Source organism: bacterium, assembly GCA_026708055.1.
Classification (GTDB): Bacteria; Actinomycetota; Acidimicrobiia; order Acidimicrobiales; family CATQHL01; genus VXNF01.
Genome location: JAPOVS010000087.1, coordinates 1 through 15698, shown reverse-complemented (window position 1 = coordinate 15698; position 15698 = coordinate 1). Strand labels below are relative to the sequence as shown.

Here is a 15698-nt window from a genome sequence, read left to right as displayed (position 1 = left end):
CGAAGTCCGCTCGACCGGCGGCCAGGGGGGCTGATCCAGCCTGGAACTGTAACGCGAGTCCGCGGGCCGCCCGCACCGCAGCAGATCGGTCCCGGATCATGCCGCCCGGTGACACCATTGGCGCCATCAGACGAACCGATCCAGAGCCATGGCCCCGAACAGCAACACGATGTAGGTGATGGACCAGTTGAACAGGCGCATCGCCACCTGCGGTGTGCCATGGCGAAGCAACCGGACACCCAGGGCGATGAAGATCACGCCGGTCACCAGGGCGGTCGCAAGGTAGAGGGTCCCCAACTCGGCCACGAACCCGAAAGCGACGCTCGTGGCCCAGAGGACCACGGTGTAGGCGATGATGCGCAGGGCCACGGTCCGGATGGAGCGGACCGCCGGCAGCATCGGCACCCCGACCTGCGCGTAGTCATCGCGGTAGCGCACCGCCAGCGCCCAGAAGTGGGGTGGCGTCCAGTAGAAGATCACCGCGAACAGCAGCAGCGGCGCCCAGTCCAGCCGGCCCGTCACGGCCGTCCAGCCCACGAGCACGGGGACCGCGCCGGCGGCTCCGCCGATGACGATGTTGCGCTCGGACCGCCGCTTCAGCCAGAGGCTGTACACGAAGACGTAGAACAGCGTGGCACTCACCGCCAGGACCGCGCTGAGCAGGTTCACCATCAGCCAGAGCCAGACGAACGCCGCCACCTCCAGGGTGACCGCGAACGCCAGGGCGCTGCGCGGGCTTATCTCGCCGGTGACGAGGGGCCGGTCCCGGGTGCGCTGCATGATGCTGTCGATGTCGCGGTCGATGACCATGTTGAGCGCGTTGGCGCCGCCGGCGGCGAGGGCCCCGCCGGCGATGACCGCCCCGATCAACCACACCGGGGGCAGGCCTCGCTGCGCAACGATCATGGTGGGAACCGTCGTCACGAGCAGCAGCTCGATGATGCGCGGTTTGGTCAGCGCCACGTAGGACGCGATCGTGGCCCGGGCTTTCGTCGCAGGCATCGGCGCAAGCGTACGAGACCCGCGTGTCCAATACTCCACTCGCGACGCTGATGGAGCGGCGAGGGGCACTGCGGCCGGCTCCTAGGCTGAGCGCCGATGGCGCTGCGGAGGAACGGAATCAGCCCGGCCGGCTACCGCCGTATCACTCTGCTGGCCCTGCTGGCCCTGATCTTCATCATCATCACCGGTGGCGCGGTGCGCCTCACCGGCTCCGGACTGGGCTGCTCGGACTGGCCCACCTGCGAGGAGAACCAGTTCGTCCCCGACCTGGAGTACCACGCCCTGGTGGAGTTCGTGAACAGGGCCATTACCGGCGTGGTGTCGCTGGCCGTGGCGCTCGCCGTGCTCGGTGCGCTGCTGCGGCGACCCAGGCGGCAGGACCTCGTCGGACTGGCGTTCGGGCTCGTGGCGGGGGTTGCCGGCCAGGTGGTCCTCGGGGGCCTGGTCGTGTGGTACCACCTCTCCCCGTGGTTGGTCATCGCCCACTTCCTGCTGTCGATGGTGCTGGTGGCCAACGCCGTCGTGTTGCACCACCGCGCCGGTCTGCCCGACGGGGCTCCGAGGGGGGCGGGCGCGCCGGCGCGGGCGGCGGGCCACCTGACGCGCCTGCTGGTGGTCCTGGCGGTCCTGGCCATCGTGAGCGGCACGTTGCTGACCGGAGCCGGCCCGCATGGTGGTGACGCCGATGTCGAGCGGCTGCAGTACGACATCCCGTCCCTGGCCCGCCTGCACGGCGGGGCCATGGTGCTGTGCGCCGCGGTGGCGCTGTTGCTCTGGGCCGGTGCCGAGCGCGGCTCGTTCCGGCTCCGGCGCCGGGGCCACCGGGCGACGCCGCACGCCCCCGCCGCCCGCTTGGTGGTACTGGTGATCGGCGCGCAGGCCGCGGTCGGCTACCTGCAGTACTTCACCGGTGTGCCCGTGCTCCTCGTCGGCGTCCATATCGCCGGCGCGGCCGCCCTTTGGACCGCCGTCCTGCGGCTTCACCTGGCCGTGCACGAGGCGCCCGCCCGGTAGGCTGCCCCGGTTGCCCCCATCGTCCAGCGGCCTAGGACGCCGCCCTTTCAAGGCGGTAACACGGGTTCGAATCCCGTTGGGGGTGCCGCTGTCCGGCTCCGCCGCATCAGCGCTCCGCGCCGCGTCGGAGCCGCTGCGGATAGGATTCGGTCCTGCTGGTCCTGTAGTGCAGCTTGGAGTGCACGCCGCCCTGTCAAGGCGGAGGTCGCGGGTTCAAATCCCGTCAGGACCGCCCCGGTCGGGTAGCTCAGTCGGCAGAGCGTCCGCCTGAAAAGCGGAAGGTCCCCGGATCGATGCCGGGCCCGACCACGCGGTCGATCCCCGTCACCCGGGCCCGGTCGGCGACGGTCTGCTCCGGGTACACCTGGGCGCCTCCGGGGGACCTGGGCGCCTCCGGGGGACCTGGGCGCCTCCGGGGGACCTGGGCGCCTCCGGGGGACCTAGGCGCCTCCGGGGGACTCGTAGGCGAAGCCGAGTTCCGGCGCGGTCACCAGCGCCCGGAAGACCAGCCCTTCGGCGGCCGCAGCCGCCGCGCACGTGCCGCCCCTGTCGACGATCGCCAGGATCATCTGCGGCTCGGCGCCCAGAGCGCGGACCACCCGCGCCGCCTCCAGCGGCGAGCGGCCCCTGGTGACGGTGTCCTCAACGATGAGAACCCGGTCCTCCGCCTCCAGCGCGCCCGCCAGACGGCCTTCCACACCATGGTCCTTGGCCTCCTTGCGGATGCTGAAAGCACGGAGCGGCCGTCCCCGGACGGCGGCGACGCCCGCCACGCCGAACGCGATCGGATCCGCGCCGGCGGCCAAGCCGCCGATGGCGTCGATGCCGGGCGGCATCACATCCAGCACCGCGTCGGCGACCAGCAGGATCCCCTCCGCCCGGCAGGCGGTCTGCTTGGCGTCGCAGAACCAGTTGCTGCGGCGCCCGGATTTCAAGACAAAGTCACCCGTACGGATCGAGTGTTTCAACAGGTGCTGCTTCAACAGGTCTACGGATGATCGTTTCACAGTGCCAATTTACCGTAGAGCCAATCTACCGTAGACAAGTCCACAAGACCAGCAGTTCAATAGTTGCGCACCGCCGGTGGGAACAACTCGCGATGCAAGGCACCCCGACGGAAAACTTGTCAATCTCCTGGAGTCGCTTGACTCGCTCGGACAGAATCTGGTTAGACTTCGGTGATCTGAATTAGTCTGTCTATTCGTGGTGAGCCATCACCGAAAGGAGCAGTCGACATGAGCGAGAGCGACGCAAGCAGCGAGCGGAAAGCCCGCGAGGTCACCCCTGAGCACAAGGCGGCGATGATCCAAGGGCGAACCGAGACCCGTGTTGTACGCCAGTACCTCGAGGCACTCGAAGTGAGACAATCCGGCGGCAGGCGCCGCTCCAAAGAATCGCTCCAGAAGAAGCTGGCGGCTGTGGAACAGGACTTGGAATCAGCAGGCGCCGTGGGGCGCCTGCACCTCGTTCAGGAGAGAATCAATCTGCAGAAGGCAATCGACGCCGCTGAACAGAGCGTTGACATCGACGAACTCGAGAACGGTTTCATCGATGTAGCGGCTTCATACAGCGAGCGCAAGGGCATCTCGTATCAGGCTTGGCGAGAGGTCGGTGTCTCCGCAAAGGTCCTTCAGGCTGCGGGCATTCGCTGACGGTTCACCACTGACAGCCGGTGCCCGCCGTTACAGGAGCGGCTCCGGAGCAACTTCTCCAGCCAGGGGATAGCGGTCCAACAAGTCGGCTGCCGCCTTGACGAAGTCAGCCACTTGCGCTTCGGCCCGGCCGGGTTCACTGGCCTCGTTCAGGACTGCTTCCACGCCTTCTATTGTCAAGGGGAAGTCGTCGTCCTGGCCCAAAGCGGCCGCGAGATCGTACGCCTGACCGGTTCGCTGTGCAGCCACAGCAGCTGCACTGTGGCGCTGCAGTACCGAATGGACATGGGAGCGCTCAGCTCCTGCATCGGCCGCGGCAACGAGAAGAGCTGCACTCGCCAAGAGCGGTGCTCGGCCGCGCAACTCCTCGACGGCCACGGCCGGGAAGGGCTCCAGTTCTTGCATCACCGTGAGGAACGTCTCCAGGAGCCCGTCGATCGCGAAGAACGCGTCGGGCAACACGATCCTGCGTACGACCGAGCAACTGACGTCACCTTCGTTCCACTGAACCCCCGCCAGGTCGGCAACCATGGTGACGTGCCCGCGCAACACCGTCGCGAGGCCATTGATGCGTTCGCAGGAACGAGCATTGGTCTTGTGGGGCATGGCGGACGATCCGACTTGTCCGGCACCGAACCCTTCGGTGATGAGTTCCTGCCCGGCCATGAGGCGGATCGTCGTCGCCAGGTTGGCCGGCCCGTTGCCGAGCCTGAACAGGCTCGAGACGACGTCGAAGTCCAGCGACCGGGGATACACCTGCCCCACCGCACCAAGTGTGCGGTCGAACCCGAGCCGGGCGGCGACGGCCGCTTCCAGCGCCTCCACCTTCGAGGGGTCGCCGGCGAACAGCCCCAGTAGGCCCGCCTGCGTGCCGACGGCACCCTTCAACCCGCGCAACGGGTAGTCCTCGACCAGCGTCTCGAGGCGGCGGATCGCCTCGATCAACTCCTCGCCCGCGGCGGCGAAGCGGCGGCCGAAGGTTGTGACCTGCGCTGGAACGTTGTGCGTACGCGCCACCACGGGCGTTGCGGCCAACTCGCCGGCCCGCCGCGCCACGGCATCGGCGGCGGCGACCGCCTTGGTCAGCACGAGACGCATCGCATCGCGGATCTGCGTCTGCTCGACGTTCTCGGTGACGTCGCGGGAGGTGAGACCCCAGTGGAGGTACTCGCAACCTGCCAGCGCGCAGAACTCCTCCAGCCGGGCCATCACGTCGTGCCGCAACCGGCGCTCCCGGCGGGCGATGGAATCCAGGTCGATGTCCTCGACGACGGCCCGGTACGCGGCTGGCGCGTCCCCGGGAACCTCCAGCCCCAACTCGATCTGCCCTTCGAGGACGGCCACCCAGAACTCCCGTTCCCGGCGGACCTTCTCGCGCGGCGACCAGATGGCGCGCATCGCCGCGCCGGCGTAACGCTCGGCCAGCAGGTTCGGGATGGTCACGACGACGGCGACTTCAGGCGGACGAGCTGCCGCCGACGCGGGCCGACACCGACGAGCGTGATCGGCACACCTGCCCGCTCCTCCACGAAGCGAAGGTAGCCGCCGGCGGCGGCGGGAAGATCCCCCGGCGCCGTGACCTCGGCCAGGGAGGTGCGCCAGCCCGGCAACTCCTCGAGCACCGGAGAGGCCCGGTGCACGTCGGACTGGTGGTACGGCATGTCCTCGGTGCGCCGGCCGCCGATGTCGTAGCCCACGCACACCTTCACGACCGCCAGCGAGTCGAGGACGTCCAGCTTGGTGATCGCGATCTCCGAGAGCGAGTTCAGCCGCACCGCATGGCGGAGCATCACCAGGTCGAGCCAACCCACGCGCCGGCGGCGGCCCGTGTTGGTGCCGAACTCGGCTCCGTCGGCCACGAGCCGGTCCGCCACCTCGCCGTGGGTCTCCGCGGGGAACGGGCCCGACCCGACCCTGGTCGTGTACGCCTTGGTGATCCCGATGACCCGTTCGATGTGCCGCGGCCCCACGCCGGCGCCCACGCAGGCTCCCCCGGCAACCGGATTCGAGGACGTGACGAAGGGATACGTCCCGTGGTCCAGGTCCAGGAACGTGGCCTGGGCCCCTTCGAAGAGAACCTGGCGGCCTGCTTCGAGCGCCTCGTGAACCGTCGTCACCGTGTCGGTGACGTACGGCTCCAGCGCGGGGCGGATCTCCTGAAGGTACTTGTCGGCGAGCACCTCGGAGTCGTAGCCCAGCCGGTTGTAGACCTTCGCCAGCAACGGATTCTTCTCCCGCAGGACTGCCTCCAGCTTCTTGCGGAAGATGCCGGCGTCGAAGAGGTCCTGCAGGCGCAGGCCGATGCGGGTCGCCTTGTCGGCGTAGGCCGGTCCGATGCCACGCTTGGTCGTGCCCAACCTGTTGGACCCCAGGCGGCGCTCACTGAGGACGTCGAGCTGCTGGTGGTAGGGAAGGATGAGGTGGGCGTTGCCGGACACCTGCAGCCGCCGGGTGCTGATGCCACGCGCTTCGAGCATGGCCAACTCGTCGACGAGCACGAACGGGTCGACGACGACACCGTTGCCGATGACCGGCGTGATGTGCTCGTAGAGCACGCCCGACGGCACCAACTGCAGGGCGAAGGACTCCTCGCCGACCACGATGGTGTGCCCGGCGTTGTGCCCCCCCTGGTAGCGCACGACCATCTCCATCTCGGCCGCGAGCAGGTCCGTGAGCTTCCCCTTGCCCTCGTCGCCCCACTGGGTGCCAACCACCACGGTTGCTCCCACAACGCCCTCCCTCGTGAGCGAACGGCCCGGACCAGCCTACGGTCGCGACCCGTTGGCGCGCTGCGCCAGCGTGAGCGAGAAGTCGCCGGCACCGTCCAGCCACTGGGCCAGGACCGTGAAGCCGGCCGCCGTCAACTCCTCGAGGACCTGGGCGGGTCGGAACTTGGCGGAGACCTCGGTGCGCATGGCCTCGCCGTCGGCGAAGGCGGCGCGCAGGGCGAGGCGTCGCACGTGCACGACCTGCGCGCCCTCGGACCGCAGCCACATCTCGACCCGCTGGGTCTCGTCGTCGTAGGTGGCCACATGCCTGAACCGCAGGGGCTCGAAGTCGGCGTCCAGACGCCGGTTGATGACGCGCAGCACGTTGCGGTTGAACGCCGCCGTGACCCCGGCGGCGTCGTCGTAGGCGGCGAGCAGGCGACTGCGTTCCTTGACCAGATCGGCACCGAGTAGGAACGTCTCGCCCGCCGAGGACATGGCGGCGATCTCGGCGAGGAACTTCCGGCGCTCGGGTCCGGAGAAGTTGCCGATGGTGCTACCCAGCAGGGCCACCAGCCGCCGTCCCTCGCTGGGTACCGACCGCAGGTCCGCACCGAACTCGCCCACCACGCCGTGGGTGGCCACGCCGGGATAGGCCTCGGCTGCGCGGGCGGCCGTGGCACGGAGGGCCGTCTCGTTCACGTCGAAGGGAACGAACGCCTCGAGGGTGCCGGCGGCGGCCATGGCGTCGAGCAGCAGGCGGGTCTTGTCGGAGAAGCCCGAGCCCAATTCGACGAGCGTTCCGGCGCCCGAGAGCGTGGCGATCTCCGGAGCGACGCGTCGCAGGATCTCGTGCTCGCGGCGCGTCAGGTAGTACTCGGCGAGCCGGGTGATCTCCCCGAACAGCCGGGAGCCCTCGTCGTCGTAGAACCACTTGGGGGGAAGATCCTTCGGCATCGATCCGAGCCCCGCGGACACGTCGGCCGCCAGCGCCCGGTCCCGGGCGGCCTCGTCGGTGCAGACGCTGATCGTGTAGCCGCGGTTCCCGGCGCCGGCCGCGACGAACGCGTCGGAGCGTGCTCCCGAGACCACGGTGGTGACGGGTCAGCGGCTGTCCCGGGCCAGGCGCAGGCCCGAGAAGTGCCAGCGCGTGCCCGGAGCGAAGAAGTTGCGGTAGCTGGCGCGGACGTGACCGGCGGGGGTGACGCAGCAACCGCCCCGCAGCACCATCTGGTTGACCATGAACTTGCCGTTGTACTCGCCCACAGCACCCGCCGCGGGCGCGAACCCGGGATAGGGGCTGTAGGCGCTGGCGGTCCACTCCCAGACGTCGCCGAACAGCTGCGTGAGGCCGTCGCCGGCGGCGGGACGGGGGTGAAGCGCGCCCGAGAACAGGAAGTTCGCGTCATCGCTGTCCGGTCGCGCGGCAGCACTGCCCGCGGCGGCCTCCCATTCGGCCTCGGTGGGCAGGCGGGCGCCGGCCCAGTGAGCGAAGGCGTCGGCCTCGTAGTACGAGATGTGGCAGACCGGGTCGTCGGGGTGCACCTCCCGCGGGCCGGCCAGGGTGAACACGTGCCAGGAGCCAGCGCTGAAGCCGTCGCCGGTCCGGCTCCAGTAAAGCGGTGCGGACCAGTCCGAGGACTGCGCCGTCGCCCACCCGTCGGACAGCCAGAGGGTGGGAGTCCGGTAGCCGCCGTCGGCCATGAACGCCAGCCAGTCGCCGCAGGTGACCAGACGGCTGGACAACTCGTACGGCCTGAGCAGGACCTCGTGCCGCGGACCCTCGTTGTCGAAGGCGAAGGAACCGCCGTCGTGTCCGATCGCCCGGCGTCCACCCTCGAACCCGACCCAGCCGGGTCCCGACCCGGCAACCGTCGAGGACGGCGGCGGGGCGGGACGGTAGGCGGGCTGGGCGGGATTGCAGCTCAGGACGTGCTTGATGTCCATGAGCAGGAGTTCCTGGTGCTGCTGCTCGTGGTTCAGGCCCAAGGTCGCGAGGTCCTCGACGGGCTCGGGGGGCTCGCCGGTCAGCAGGCGAACCATCGCCCCGTCGACCCACCTCCGGTAGTCGGCAACCTCGGCGGCGGAGGGCCGGGAGATGATCCCCCGCTGCGGGCGGGGGTGCCGGGGGCCCGCCGCCTCGTAGTAGGAGTTGAAGAGGTAGTGGTAGAGAGGGTCCGCCTCGCCGTAGCCCTCGAGGTGAGGCTTCAGCAGGAACGTCTCGAAGAACCAGGTGGTGTGGGCGCGGTGCCACTTGGTGGGACTCACGTCGGCCATCGTCTGGATGCACTGGTCCTCCGGCGACAGCGGCGCCGCCAACTGCTCGGTGAGGCCCCGTACGGCCGTGTAGCGCTCGGCCAGGGTGCCGACCGGCGACATCAAGACGGCATTCCCAGGTGCTCGCGTGGCGGCGGGCCCTTGGTGGCCTCGTCGAATTCCTCCAGGGCACGGCGCTGGGCCGCGTTGAGCTTCTTGGGCACCACGACCTCCACCGTAACGAGCAGGTCACCGGTTCGGTGGTCGGTCGTCACGCCGCGGCCGCGCACGCGCAGGGTCCGCCCGGACGGGGTGCCCGCCGGCAGGCGCAGCGTCACCGGGTCACCCTCGAAGGTCGGAACCGCGATGCGCGCCCCGGCGGCGGCCTCGCTGAAGCTGACGGGAACGGTCAGGGTGAGATGGTCGCCGTCTCGCCCGAACAGCGGGTGGTCGCCGACACGCACGATCACGTAGAGATCCCCCGGCGGGCCGCCGTCGGCACCTGCGCCGCCCTTGCCCCGCAGCCGTATCCGCTGGCCGTCGTCGACGCCTGCGGGGATCCGCACCTTCGTCTTCCGGCGGTCGGACCGCTCACCCAGGGAGACCTCCCTGGTCACCCCGTTCACCGCCTCGGAGAACGAGAGGGAGAGCTGTGCCTGGTGGTCCGGTCCCCGCTGCGGCCGGTTGCCGCCCGGCGCGCCGCCGAACGGCCCGGCACCGCCGCCGAACAGGTTCGCCAGCAGGTCATTCAGCCCGTCGGCGCCCGAGAACTGGAAGGAGTGCGTTCCCCCCGGACCCGTGGCGGCGAACGGATTCCCGCCGGCGGCGAGGCGGCGGATCTCGTCGTACTGCGCACGCTTGTCGGCGTCGCCGACCACGTCGTAGGCGGCCGAGACCTGCTTGAAGCGCTCCTCGGCGCGGGCATCGTCGGGGTTCCGATCCGGATGCAGCCGGCGAGCGAGCGAGCGGTAGGCCTTGGTGATCTCATCCTGGGGTGCGTCCGGCGCCACCTCCAGAACGCGGTAGTAGTCCTTCTGAAGCCACTCCTGGCGTATGTCGTTCACTGGCTTACGTTCACTGGCTCACCCGCCTCAGGACTCGTGCGGGCGGGCGGTCATCCCCGGACGCCGACCACCGCAGGACGCAGCACCCGCCCGCTCCAGGCGTAGCCGGTGCGGAGCACCTCGGTCACGATCGGGTCGCCGGGGCTCTCGGCGGTGGTGTGCAGTGCCGCTTCGTGATAGTTCGGATCGAACGGTTGGCCGGCAGGTGAGATCACTTCCAGACCTCCCTCGGCGAGCGCGTCCAGGAGCGCGCTGTGCAGCGGGCCCACCAACTCGCTGTCGTGGGCGGCGCCGGCCTCGGAGGCGTCCAGAACAGCCAGCAGCCGGGCCGCCAGATCGGCGGCGCCGCGTTCGGCCGCCTGGGCCTGCCGCTCGCCGGCCCGGCGGCGGAAGTTGGCGAACTCCGCCTTGAGGCGGGTGAGGGAGTCGAGGTAACCGGCGCACCGCCCACAGGCCGGACCGTCGAGCGTGTCCCCGGCCGGTGCCGGGGAATCCTCCCCGGCTGCCTCCGCCGCCGACCTGTCCGGTGGCGTCGCCTCCTCCGGCTCGGTGCCTGCCGTGGGCTCCGACTCGAGGGGTTCGGTGGCGCCGGGCGCCGGGTCTTGCTCGGTCCCAGCCGTCACGAGTCCTCCTCGTCGAGGATCTCGGCGTCGATCACGTCGTCGCCAGCCGGCGCATCGCCGCCGGCAGCGCCGGCAGCGTCGCCCTCGGCGTCGGGGCTCTGCGTGGCCCGGGCGTACATCGCCGACACGAAGCTCTCGACGGCTTGCTGGAGGTCGTCGGCGGCTGAGGTCACGGCAGCCGCGTCGTCCCCCTCGAGGGCGGTGCGGGTGGCCTCCATCTTGGCGCGCAGGTCCGCTGCCCCCTCGGCGTCGGCCTCGGCCGCATCCTCGTCGAGCAACTTCTCGGCGCGGTACACCAGGGAGTCCGCCATGTTGCGGGTCTCGGCGGCCTCCCGGCGGCGCCGATCCTCCTCCGCGTGCGCCTCCGCGTCGCGCACCATCTTGTCGATCTCGTCGTCATCCAGGGACGACTGGCCGGTGATGGTTATGGACTGCTCGTTGCCGGTGGCCTTGTCGCGGGCCGACACGTGCACGATGCCGTTGGCGTCGATGTCGAAGGTGACCTCGATCTGCGGCACCCCCTGCGGCGCGGGCGGGATGTCCACCAACTGGAACTTGCCGAGCGTCTTGTTGAACTCGGCCATCTCGCGCTCGCCCTGCAGCACGTGGATCTCCACCGACGGCTGGTTGTGGGCGGCCGTTGTGAAGACCTCCGACCGCTTCGTGGGGATGGTGGTGTTGCGGTCGATGAGGCGGGTCATGATCCCGCCCTTGGTCTCGATCCCCAGCGAGAGCGGTGTCACGTCGAGCAGCAGCACGTCGGTGACGTCGCCCTTCAGGACGCCGGCCTGGATGGTGGCTCCGACCGCCACGACCTCATCGGGGTTCACCCCCTTGTGCGGGGTCTTGCCGGTCATCTCCGTGACGAGGGCGGCGACGGCGGGCATGCGCGTGGACCCCCCGACCAGGATGACGTGGTCGACCTCGTCGGCGGTCAGCCCGGCGTCGGCGAGAGCCCGCTCGAACGGCCGGCGACAGCGGTCCAGGAGACGGGACGTCATGGACTCGAAGGCGGCCCTCGTGAGGGCGTAGTCCAGGTGCAGCGGGCCCGAGGAGGTGGCGGTGATGAAGGGGAGATTGATCTGCGCCTCCTGCTTCTGGGAGAGCTCGATCTTGGCCTTCTCGGCAGCCTCCTTGAGGCGCTGCAGGGCCATCGGGTCACCGCTGAGGTCAACGCCGTGGTCTCCCTTGAAGCGGTCGGCGATCCACTCGATGACCGCCTCGTCCCAGTCGTCGCCGCCCAGCTTGGTGTCACCGCTGGTGGACTTCACCTCGAAGACGCCGTCGCCGATCTCCAGCACCGACACGTCGAAGGTGCCGCCGCCCAGGTCGAAGACCAGCACGGTCTCGTCCGCGTGCTTCTTCTCGAGCCCGTAGGCGAGGGCCGCGGCGGTCGGCTCGTTGATGATGCGCAGCACCTCGAGACCGGCGACCTGGCCCGCCTCCTTGGTGGCGGTGCGCTGGGCGTCGTCGAAGTAGGCGGGCACCGTGACGACCGCCTCGGTCACGTCCTCGCCGAGGTACGACTCGGCGTCCCGCTTGAGCTTCATCAGGATGCGCGCCGAGATCTCCTGCGGCATGTACTTCTTGCCGTCGACCTCGGTGACGGGGATCGTCTCGCCCATGTGACGCTTCACCGAGCGGATCGTGCGGTCGGCGTTGGTGATGGCCTGCCGCTTGGCGACCTCGCCGACGAGCACCTCGCCGCCGGTGGCGAACGCCACGATCGACGGCGTGGTGCGCGCCCCCTCGGCGTTGGCGATGACGGTGGGGTCACCGCCCTCCATGACGCTCACCACCGAGTTGGTCGTGCCCAGGTCGATGCCGACTGCCTTGCCCATGCTGCGTTACCTCTCCGAAGTGCTTTCGACGGTCCTCGCGCCGGACCGGCGAAACCTGACATGTCTCGCGGCGCGTTCTGCCTCGTCCCGAAGCAGGCTACCGAGGCCCGGTTCGCCTGCCGTTCGCCTGAAGGGCGCCCACCGGCGGACCGGACAACAGATTCAACAACCGCAGCGGCCAAAATCTTCCCGCCACTGCTGAGCAAACGGAATGGTCCGCCGTCTCGCTGCAGATCGGGCGGTGGGCGACCGGGTGGGGATGCCGGTCGGGAGCACTCGGTAGGGTCATCGGCGGTGGACGGCTGGGCGCCGTCCCGCGAGAGTCGCCTTCCGGACGGGCCCGATGACCGCCAACCTGATCCTGCTCCGCCACGGGCAGAGCACCTGGAACCTCCAGAACCGCTTCACCGGCTGGTACGACAGCCCCCTGTCGCCGCAGGGTCGCGAGGAGGCCGTGGCCGCCGGGCGGGCGCTGGCAGCAGCCGGGATCCGCCCCGACGTGGCCCATACCTCGTTGCAGACCAGAGCCATCGACACCTGCACTCTGGCGCTGGTCGAGGTGGGTTGCGGGGACATCGGTGTGCGGCGGCACTGGCGCCTCAACGAGCGGCACTACGGCGACCTGACCGGACTCGACAAGGCCGAGACAGCGGCCCGTCACGGCGCCGAGCAGGTCAGGCTGTGGCGCCGCAGTTTCGCCACCGCGCCGCCGCCGATCCGGCCCGACAACCCGTGGAACCCCGCCACCGATCCCCGTTACACGGACCTTGCGGCCGGCGAGATGCCCCGGTGCGAGTCGTTGGCCGACGTGCTCGCCCGCCTGCTGCCCTACTGGGAGGGGCCGCTGGGAGCCGACCTGCGAGCCTACCGCTGCGTGCTGGTGGCCGCCCACGGCAACAGCCTGCGGGCGCTGGTCAAGCACCTCGAGAACGTCCCCGACGCCGGCATCGCCGGCGTGGAGATCCCCACCGGGATCCCGATCGCCTACGACATCGGATCCGACATGCGTCCCGCCCGGCATGCGGACTTGACCGAGCGTTTTGTGACTATCCGCTGACCTGCGGCTACGATGCGCGGGTCGTTTTCGCCGGGTGGGCGGGAGCGGCGCGCATTCCACCGGAGCGCCCGATGCGGCCCCGACGAACAGATGGGAGACAATATGCGCGGGAGTATTGGAGTTCGAAAGCGCTGGCTGCTGGCGCTGTTGGGGATAATGCTGGTCGCAGCTTCGTGTGCTGCCGACGATGGCGCCTCCGACACCGCTGCCAGTGCGATGGCCGAGGCGCAGAGCGCCCAGTCCGATGCCGAGGTCGCACTGGCCGACGCGCAGGCCGCCGCCGCCAAGGCGCGGGAGGCGCAGGCCGCAGCCGACACGGCAACCGCCGCCGCGGCGCTGGCGCAGGCCACCGCTGAGGGCAACCAGGCGGCCGTGGCACAGGCCGAGGCCGACCTGGCCGCCGCCCAGGCCGCGGCCGACCAAGCGCGCTCGGATGCCGCAGCCGCACAGGCCGAGGCCGACCAAGCGCGCGGGGCCGCCGAGGCCGCCGCCGCGGCCGCCGCCGAGGCCGAGGCCGCGGCGACCGCGCCGGAACCGATGGCAGAGGAGGAACTCATCCTCACCGTCGGCGTGCCCGGCGACATCCAGACGCTGGACCCGTGCTGCACCAACTTCATCCGCGGCCACGAGGCCCAGCTGATCGTGTCCGACACGCCGGTCATCCACCCGATCGTGGAGCAGGACGGCGCCCTGGTCGCCGTGGCCGACCAGGTGGAGCCGGTCTACTTCGAGTCCTGGGAGGAGCACGCCGACGGGGTCACCTACACCATCAAGGTCCGCGAGGGCGTCACGTTCGACGACGGCACGGAGGTGACTGCCGAGACGGTGCGCTTCTGGGTGGACCGGAACCTCAACACGCCCGGCGGCGGCGCCTGGCTGCTCACCAACATCGCCTTCATCGACGAGCCGCCCGAGGTGATCGACCGCTACACCCTGCAGTTCACGGCCAACGCGCCGAGCCCGATGGTGATGCAGCAGTTCTACATGACCTCCTCGGTGCCGGTGGATCCGAAGGTGGTCGAGAAGTACGCGACCGAGGACGACCCCTGGGCGATCGAGCACTTCCAATCCAACGTCGAGAACCCCAGCGGCCCGTACCGGATCGCCAGCTGGCTGCCCGACCAGGAGGTCGTGTTCGAGAAGCGCGAGAACTACTGGGGCCGGGAGCGGGCCTACGACAAGATCATCTGGAAGATCATCCCGTCCAACGCCGAGCGTGTGCAGTTGCTGAGCGCCGGCGTCATCGACGTGGCCATCGGCCTCGGCACCGAGGACTTCGCCGCCCTCCAGGGAGTGGACGGCGTGGTCGTGCAGCGCTTCCCGTCCAAGAACCAGGCGTACCTGGGCATGGGCAACTCCATCGCCCCGTTCGACGACGTGCTGGTGCGCCAGGCGGTGTCCTACGCCGTGGACTACGAGGACATCATCACCAACGTCTACAAGAACGAGGCCCAGCGGCTCCGGGGCGCCCTGCCCAACGGCTCGGCGTTCTCGATCGGCGACCAGATCGGTTACGACCGTGACGTGGACCGTGCTCGGGAACTGCTGGCCGAGAGCGGCTACGACGGTTCCCCGGTGAGCCTGTCCATCGACGCCGGCAAGGGCGAGCACGAGCTGATCGCCGTGCGCGTCCAGTCGCACCTGGCCGAGATCGGCATGGACGTGGAGATCGAGGTGCTGACCGCCGCCGTGTTCGCCGAGCGCAAGGCCGGCAAGCAGTTGCAGTTCTTCGTGGACGAGGCCCTGGCCTGGATCGACGATCCCAACTACCTGCTGTCGCTGCTCCTGGAGTCGGGCGTCTTCGGCAACTACACCGACTACAACAACGCGCGGGTCGACGAGATCATCCGCGACGGTTGGGCCGAGAAGGACCCGGCAGTCCGGCGCGGCATGTTCGAGGAGGCGCAGCGCATCATCTCCGAGGACGCTCCGTGGGTGTTCCTGGCGCAGCCGGACTACAAGATCGCCCTGCGCGACAACGTCGGGGGCTACGCGCTGTACCCGAACGAGATCCCGCGGCTGGCGGATCTGTATCCACTGGACCAGTAACCCCGCGGCGCGGGCCTGAGCCTGCGCCCCGTTGAACGAGCGAGCGGAGCCCCGCCGGCAATCACGTCGGCGGGGTTCCGCCTTTCTTGACCGGATCGCGCTGACGACGCGGCCGCTGAACCGCGCGCCGACCGGCGCTAACATCTGCCCGCCGGTTCGTCCGGCGATTCGTTCAATCACCGGGCGCCGGAGCGGCGCCGCTCACACGAGGGGGAGAACTCATGCGTGAACTCGCACGAATCCGCGGCCGCTGGTTGGTGGCGCTGCTGGGGGTGATGCTCATCGCAGCCTCCTGCGCCGCCGACGACGGCGCTGCCGACGCGGCCGCCGCCGCCATGAGCGAGGCCGGCGCCGCGCAGGCCGACGCCGGCGTGGCTCTGGCCGACGCGCAGGCCGCCGCCGCCAAGGCGCGGGAGGCGCAGGCCGCAGCCG

General features: G+C 69.9%; 14 protein-coding genes and 3 tRNA genes. 8 read left to right on the top strand and 9 right to left on the bottom strand.

Annotation, left to right across the window (positions count from 1 at the left end; all coding sequences use genetic code 11):
• Window positions 1–126: 126 nt before the first annotated feature.
• Window positions 127–1002 carry a heme o synthase gene (locus OXG55_17520; GenBank protein ID MCY4105034.1) on the bottom strand — a complete coding sequence of 292 codons (876 nt, stop codon included), beginning with the start codon at window positions 1000–1002 and terminating at the stop codon, window positions 127–129.
• Between the two features lie 96 nt (window positions 1003–1098).
• Between OXG55_17520 and OXG55_17515 the strand changes: the two genes are divergently transcribed.
• The 4 genes from OXG55_17515 to OXG55_17500 all read left to right on the top strand — a co-directional run bounded on the left by OXG55_17515 (window position 1099) and on the right by OXG55_17500 (window position 2325).
• Complete coding sequence (locus OXG55_17515; protein MCY4105033.1) at window positions 1099–2016, top strand: COX15/CtaA family protein; 918 nt, start codon at window positions 1099–1101, stop codon at window positions 2014–2016.
• Window positions 2017–2028: 12 nt separating this feature from the next.
• A tRNA-Glu gene (locus OXG55_17510) sits at window positions 2029–2101 on the top strand.
• 72 nt (window positions 2102–2173) lie between these two features.
• A tRNA-Asp gene (locus tag OXG55_17505) sits at window positions 2174–2248 on the top strand.
• A gap of 4 nt (window positions 2249–2252) precedes the next feature.
• A tRNA-Phe gene (locus OXG55_17500) sits at window positions 2253–2325 on the top strand.
• Window positions 2326–2456: 131 nt separating this feature from the next.
• On the opposite strand, the gene pyrE is transcribed toward OXG55_17500, so the two are convergent.
• Entirely contained in the window at window positions 2457–3023 is a 567-nt protein-coding gene (pyrE, locus tag OXG55_17495) for an orotate phosphoribosyltransferase (GenBank protein ID MCY4105032.1), read from the bottom strand.
• Between the two features lie 228 nt (window positions 3024–3251).
• Between pyrE and OXG55_17490 the strand changes: the two genes are divergently transcribed.
• Window positions 3252–3668, top strand: coding sequence for a hypothetical protein (locus tag OXG55_17490; protein ID MCY4105031.1), 417 nt, complete (start codon window positions 3252–3254; stop codon window positions 3666–3668).
• A 30-nt stretch (window positions 3669–3698) separates the two neighbouring features.
• Here the strand turns inward: OXG55_17490 and purB are convergent, their stop codons facing one another.
• Genes purB through dnaK form a run of 7 tightly spaced genes read right to left on the bottom strand, consistent with a single transcriptional unit; the run spans window position 3699 to window position 12160 of the window.
• Window positions 3699–5111: an adenylosuccinate lyase gene (gene purB, locus OXG55_17485; GenBank protein MCY4105030.1), complete on the bottom strand. Its 1413-nt coding sequence runs from the start codon at window positions 5109–5111 to the stop codon at window positions 3699–3701.
• Window positions 5108–6397, bottom strand: coding sequence for an adenylosuccinate synthase (locus OXG55_17480; protein MCY4105029.1), 1290 nt, complete (start codon window positions 6395–6397; stop codon window positions 5108–5110). Before OXG55_17480 ends, purB begins: the two co-directional genes overlap by 4 nt.
• Before the next feature lie 36 nt (window positions 6398–6433).
• Window positions 6434–7468 carry an L-histidine N(alpha)-methyltransferase gene (gene egtD, locus OXG55_17475; GenBank protein ID MCY4105028.1) on the bottom strand — a complete coding sequence of 345 codons (1035 nt, stop codon included), beginning with the start codon at window positions 7466–7468 and terminating at the stop codon, window positions 6434–6436.
• Between the two features lie 12 nt (window positions 7469–7480).
• Entirely contained in the window at window positions 7481–8755 is a 1275-nt protein-coding gene (gene egtB, locus OXG55_17470) for an ergothioneine biosynthesis protein EgtB (protein ID MCY4105027.1), read from the bottom strand.
• Window positions 8755–9696, bottom strand: coding sequence for a DnaJ domain-containing protein (locus tag OXG55_17465; protein MCY4105026.1), 942 nt, complete (start codon window positions 9694–9696; stop codon window positions 8755–8757). The genes egtB and OXG55_17465 overlap by 1 nt, the downstream gene beginning before the upstream one ends.
• 50 nt (window positions 9697–9746) lie before the next feature.
• Window positions 9747–10319 (bottom strand): nucleotide exchange factor GrpE, encoded by a 573-nt coding sequence (gene grpE / locus OXG55_17460; GenBank protein ID MCY4105025.1) that lies wholly within the window; start codon window positions 10317–10319, stop codon window positions 9747–9749.
• On the bottom strand, window positions 10316–12160 hold the full coding sequence (gene dnaK, locus OXG55_17455) for a molecular chaperone DnaK (protein MCY4105024.1): 1845 nt from the start codon (window positions 12158–12160) through the stop codon (window positions 10316–10318). The genes grpE and dnaK overlap by 4 nt, the downstream gene beginning before the upstream one ends.
• Window positions 12161–12503: 343 nt before the next feature.
• Between dnaK and OXG55_17450 the strand changes: the two genes are divergently transcribed.
• From OXG55_17450 to OXG55_17440, 3 genes are all read left to right on the top strand, one after another.
• A complete protein-coding gene (locus tag OXG55_17450) occupies window positions 12504–13217 on the top strand; it encodes a 2,3-bisphosphoglycerate-dependent phosphoglycerate mutase (protein MCY4105023.1) in 714 nt (237 codons plus the stop codon).
• Between the two features lie 102 nt (window positions 13218–13319).
• The gene (locus OXG55_17445) at window positions 13320–15266 is read left to right on the top strand and encodes an ABC transporter substrate-binding protein (GenBank protein ID MCY4105022.1); all 1947 of its coding nucleotides are present in this window, start codon (window positions 13320–13322) and stop codon (window positions 15264–15266) included.
• A 221-nt stretch (window positions 15267–15487) separates the two neighbouring features.
• A partial coding sequence (locus tag OXG55_17440; protein ID MCY4105021.1) for a hypothetical protein occupies window positions 15488–15698 on the top strand: 211 nt, incomplete at its 3' end.